The 5,784-nt window shown below is 61.9% G+C and carries 2 protein-coding genes and 1 pseudogene; all 3 read right to left on the bottom strand.

Annotation, left to right across the window (positions count from 1 at the left end):
• Positions 1-758 precede the first annotated feature (758 nt).
• Positions 759-1,358 (bottom strand): response regulator transcription factor, encoded by a 600-nt coding sequence (locus tag ACIQOV_RS24115; protein WP_401051623.1) that lies wholly within the window; start codon positions 1,356-1,358, stop codon positions 759-761.
• 1,032 nt (positions 1,359-2,390) lie between these two features.
• Entirely contained in the window at positions 2,391-4,592 is a 2,202-nt protein-coding gene (locus ACIQOV_RS24110) for an ATP-binding protein (RefSeq protein WP_401051621.1), read from the bottom strand.
• 139 nt (positions 4,593-4,731) lie between these two features.
• A pseudogene (locus ACIQOV_RS24105) lies at positions 4,732-5,313 on the bottom strand (transposase); the annotation flags it as partial.
• Positions 5,314-5,784: the final 471 nt, after the last annotated feature.

Below are 5,784 nucleotides of genomic sequence, written 5' to 3'. Positions count from 1 at the left end.
CATCCTCCCCCTCCGATCGGGGAACGGTGCCCTACGGTGCTGGTCATGGTCCGACGTATCGGCAGAGGCGGCCGCAAGGGGCAGACCCACGCCGCCGCCCCCGACCTCCGCTCGTACGACACTCCACCCGCCGCGCCGGTCACCGTGACTCGAGCGGACCAAATGGCAGAGGTCGTGCCCGCACAGCAGCCCCGCTCCAGCGCCAAAGCACCCGACACCACCCGTTTGTCTGCGCGGTGTGCGGCTATCCCATCACAGAGTCGCCCACCCTGTTCAGCAACGTGCGCGGTACCCGGGGCAAGCCCGTCCACAAGGTGTGTGACCCAAGCGCAACCAGCACACGGCCGCTGCAGTCTCCCTGGCAACTCGGCCAGACGCCGTTGCCGCCATCAGCGGTGCACGCTCTGGCCACCGGATGGGCAGATCCCGGCGCCGGCTGGCTCGGCTTCCCCTGCTCCAGATGCGGGGCCCTTCCGGAGGAACGGTGCATCGTTCGCTACAGCGACGGATCGACCGGTGCGGTCAAGACTCCGCACCCGGAGCGCTCTACTGCTGCCCGCCGGGCAGCCCTACCCCGGTAGGCCATATCTGATGAAGGGCCTCAGATGGTCGGCAGAAGCGGATGAGGCGGACAGCCCAGCCGGCAATCGATGACAAAGTAATCTGCTCTTATTGGGCGTAGTGCCGCGAAAGCAGGCATGAATGAAAGCCTTATATAAGAACAAGATCAACAAAACGCCCACTAAGATCCACGGCTCTCAAATCAGGCCCTGGCGGATCGCGTAGGCAACGGCATGAGTCCGGTTGTGCAACCCGTACCGGACGACCACACCGTGCAGAAGAGCTTTGACGGTCCGCTCTGAGAAGCCGATTCGTCGGGCGATTGCTGCGGTGTCGTAACCCTGAGCCACCAGCTCCAGGATCTCCGCCTCCCTTTTGGTGAGGCCACCGATGGTCAGACCATGTTGGTTGAGAACCCGCTGCTGCAACTGTCCCACCTGGCCAAGTAGGCGTCCCAGCAGATCACCGGGAACGGCACCCTCCCCGTTGGCCACGGAGACGATAGTCGACACGAGATGTTCGGAGGTGAGAACGTCCCGGTAGAGTAGTGCGCGGACTCCACAGGATGCGGCAACCATCAGATCGGCTTCTTCGATGTGTCCGATGAGGAGTGTCGTCGAAGAGCCAGAGCTCGAGTAATGCAGCTGGCGCAGCGTCTTCAGGATCGGTTCACTCAGAGTCTCGGCCACGACAAGGTTGACAACCGGCTGTTCGCTTTCGCCGGCAGTGTCGTCATCGGCCGTAAGTAGCTGGATCTCTGGCCGTACCCGGAGATAGCTCACCACGCCAGCTTCCAAGAGCGGGTCCTCAGCATGAACACTTACCGTGATTCGATCCACCGTGGACTACCTGATTCCTTTCAGAGTGAGCGCTTGATCCATTGGACAGCGGATTTGAAGTAGGGATCACCGGCTCGAAAACGCCAAGATGAGAACATCTCCCTCACCCGGACGGACAGGTTGAATCGTGGCCTTGCAGTTCCATGCGAGATTTCCAGAAAGCCGCGCCGGCCCGGGCGATGCTAGAGCGGAAGGCGCTCGCGGACGTATCGTTCCACCGGGTCGGCAAGGAGGCCGTGGCCAGGATCTGGTCTTGCGGGCCTGGCGCTGCCCGTCTGGTCATGGCAGGACGATCGATCACGAAGGTGCATGCCACGATCGCTGGATGATCACCCCTTCGTGGGAAAACTTCTTACCAGACCAAATGGAGAGTCAAATGGTGAGTTTCTGATTTGTTCTTCGGATCAAGTTTGACTTGAATATCGCACGACCCATTTGTCGGGATGCAAACCGTTGACGCAGATGCTGCCGACGGCCGCGCCAGGGGCGATGACGATGCCGAATTTCCCGAAGAAATAGACTCGAGCGAGGGTGGGGAATTCGATGACATAACAGAAAATGGCATCAGGGGACCCCATGGCCGCATCAACGGCTGTGGAATCGGGGGAACCGATAGCTGCCCCACCGACTGCTCTGGAAGTGCTGCTGTGGTCAGCACGGCGGCAGCAGTCAGGGTGGCTGCGAGAGTGCCGGATCGAATGCGCATATTCTCTCCTGAATTTCCGTCGGCAAGAGTGCAAATCGTATAACATGCTGGCCTGAGACGGAGCGCGGCTACCTCTCCTTCATCGAATTCGATTGGGGAAAATCCGGGGCTGCTAAACTTGAACCCTTGATGTCGTCCAGACAGGTGTCGCAGTGCCTACCCGACAGCTGATCACCCGCCTGGTAGCCATTGCGCTGCGAGAGACGCGCGTGGAAGCTTCCCCGCCAACGCCGAGAGGACTTTGTGGATCCGGCCGCAAGTCGACTTCGAAAGGGCGTTGACAATCACCGCTCTCCGAATTGGCTCTCATCAACCAAGCGGCCCATCTTGCGGTACTCGGCTTCGACCGCGGCGAACAGGTCGGACGTGGTAATGGGGTGCCCAGTACGAGCAGACCGGTATGCGGCGGTGAGTGCGCATGACCGGATATTTCCTCCGGTCAGCTCGAAGGCTGAGGCAACTAGCTGAAGATCTAGATCAAGGTCGCGCGGCGGAGCGGAGCCCAAGCAAAGATCCCAAAGTTTGGATCGCTCGGCGACCCCCGGGCTTGGAAAATGGATGATCCCGTCCAGGCGGCGCAAGAACGCTTGATCAACATTGCCACGAAGGTTTGTTGCCAGCACCGCAATTCCATCGAAGGTTTCCAGGCGCTGCAACAGATAGGCGGCTTCGATGTTCGCGTAGCGATCGTGCGCATCGGAAATCGGTGAGCGTGTGCCAAAAAGCGCGTCGGCTTCGTCGAAAAAGAGCATTCCACGTACTTCTGCGGCTGCGGTGAAGATCCGTTCAAGGTTCTTCTCCGTCTCGCCGATATACTTGTCCACCACGGTGGCGAGATTCACCACATACAGGTCGACGCCCGTCCCGGATGCCAGCACCTCGGCGGCCAGTGTCTTGCCGGTGCCGGACTCGCCGGTGAACAGTGCCACCACCTTTCTGCCGCGGCCGTGCGCCGGGCGCAGCCGCCAGTCGCTCAGTACGGTGTCGCGGTGACGGATCCTGTCAGCCAGTTCGTGCAGTTGCTGCTTGGGCAGGTCAGCCAGTACCAGGTCGTCCCAGGTTGCGGACGGCTCGATTCGGCACGCAAGGCGCTCCAGATCTGCGGAGTTGTGCAGACGGGCGGTCCGGCAGAGTTGGTTGACCATCAATGGGTTTTGTTCAAAAGCTGCTTGGGCACTGGCAGCCGTGACGGTGGTGCGGATCTGATGAGGAGCCAGCCGGTAGAGGGACAGGGCTGTCGAGTCGGCGAGTGTGCCGTGAGGCTCACCCAGTTCCGCCTTCCACCATTGGCTATAATCGTGTTGTCCACTCGGGGCCAACGCAGCCACCAGCGGCATCGGATCGGACCAGCGTGCATCCCAGGTACTGGAGCCGGTGAGTACGACAGGCATTGCCAGGTCGTTCAGGTCGCGTAGCACCTCCGCCCGTTCTGCCGCCGCGACCGGCAGGCGTTCGAGCGGGCCGATGACCAGACCTGTCCCACGAAGGCGCGCTTCCCTGGCGGCGCTATCCAGCACAAGCTGGATGTCTACTGGGGCAGGGACCTTGGAGAGGTCAACAATCACTACCTCACCTGTGTTGCCACGGTCGCGGGCTACGGCAGTCGTGATTGTGGCAGCAACCTCAGTCACCGGACTGTCCGGCGTCCCGCGCAGGTAGACGAGGCGGCCGTCGATGGTGCTGGGGATGAGGAGAGCAGCGAGCCGGTCCGCCTCGGCCTTCGCCTGGGTACCCACCGGCAAGTTCGGGCAGGTCAGACATCGAGCGATGCCATGCAGTCGATTGTCGAGCCGGTCGTCGCCCAGTAGATGGCCGACGACCCTTTCCTCCAGGCGGAGGCTGCGGGCTAGAAGTGGTTGGTCGTCGTCCTCGATGGTGAGCAGCTTGTAGTCCAGCAGAGGTGATCCTGGACTGAGGCGTGTGCGAAATTCGGCACCCATGAGCGTTGCCCCGCACAACTCCAGGGCGAGGCCGACGGAGGCCCAGCGGCGGCTGATATCGTCGTGCAGGTAACCGTAGAACCGACCGAAGCGGGGGTCGATCTCAGGTGCGAAGGCGATCAGTAGCAGCTCGGTATCCAGCGCTGACAGCCTGCAGTTCTTGGCCAGACCTCTTATCCGTACGTGGACACCGCTGGCCTCGATGCGGTTTGCCATAGCATTTGCCGTCGCCAGCGATCTCTTGATTTCATTCGTCAGACCGTCGCCAATGGGTTCCTCATCTTCTCCGTCATGGTGCGAATCCAGGTCGAAGGTGGGAGATGCGCCGAGCAATCGAATGATTGTTTGCTCAGTAACATAAAGCCCTCGATATGGGTTGCCGGTGCCTTCCGGGGAGGTCCGGAGGCGCTCGAACAATGCACGCCTCACGCGTTGCTCTACTACATGCAGCCGAGCCAGGAGGTAGGACATTTCCGTTGCGTCCTCATCACTCGTTGCGGCAATAATTGGCGAATTAAAGATCGTTTCTCTCCTGTCAGGATTCAATGACCGTATTGTGCGAATCACCGAGGTCGCTGGAATCATGCCCCAGCACTACAAGCTTGCCTTCTATGGCTCGCCGGACGGTGTGGAAATTCCCTTGCATCGAGGCTGCGGAGCGAGGCATCGAAGGACATATCATCAATTCGACCACCCGGCGGTGCCGGCCAAGGAGATTCGATGACTCGACGCCTCGGCGGGCGATGTGGACGATGATCTGACGTCGTCGAAGGTAGGAATGGATGAAGCGGCGGTGCCTGGCTCTCGTGGGCGGCGGCGCCCGGGATCGCGAGCGACAGGGATAAACCGGTATGCTCCATGAGCAAGTAGATCTTTGAGCCGTACTTGCCCCGATCGACAGGATTCGGACCCGTCAATTCCCCCTCTTCAGGGCGCGCATGTTGACCGAGTCGACTGCGCAACGGGATCAGTCGAGCTCACCGCGGCTGCCGAGTCCGTCCAGAACGACCTGGTGGAGCTTCGCCCGGCCCCGGGCCTTGCTCCACTCGGTGAAGCGCTGGTGAGCCGTCAGGCCGGACGGCCCGAAGCACGGTGGCAACTTGGCCCACGTGCACCCCGATGTCGCCACGAAAACGATCGCCGTAAGCACCTCGCGATCCCCGTACCGACGCTGACCGCCACTCTGTGGACGTGTAGGCGTGGCTGGTACCACCAACCGGAATGGCGCCCACGACTCGTCCGGCACCAGACGCTCCACGATCACCACCCGCGAAGCCTGTCCAGCTATCCAAATGAGATGACCTCATAGCCCCGAATTGGCGCGACGACCTGTCAGCTTCACCGGGCGTCGGAGTACCGCGGAGGCCGGGCGCTGGATCCTCCTGGCCCGGCCGGCAGTAGACACTGGTCTGAAGGATCGGCCCGCTGATAGGCGTGCGCTATGGGCGAGCCTGGTGATGCTGGCCCTGCTCGGCACCTCCCGTCGGCACATCATGGGATCATCGATCGCCACAGCCCCGCGCCGGGACTCACTGACAACGCCGAGGTCCACGAAGCACTATCGGTCGTAACGGCACGCCGTCACGGCCGTCTTGAACAAACCCTGCACTGTCCGGCGGCCTCGCGCGGCCGTGGCGGACATTCCGAGGCGGCCGAGGCACCCTGGGCGGGTAGACGGCGGGTGCTCGTCAGGGAGGGAGCGGTCAGCGAGGCGGGCCCATCCGAGTTGGACCGAGGG

The sequence above is a fragment of the Kitasatospora sp. NPDC091257 genome, assembly GCF_044757675.1.
Taxonomy (GTDB): Bacteria; Actinomycetota; Actinomycetes; order Streptomycetales; family Streptomycetaceae; genus Kitasatospora; species Kitasatospora lactacystinica.
Note: the sequence above shows the minus strand (reverse complement) of the source record. Positions and strands in the feature narration are given on the sequence as shown.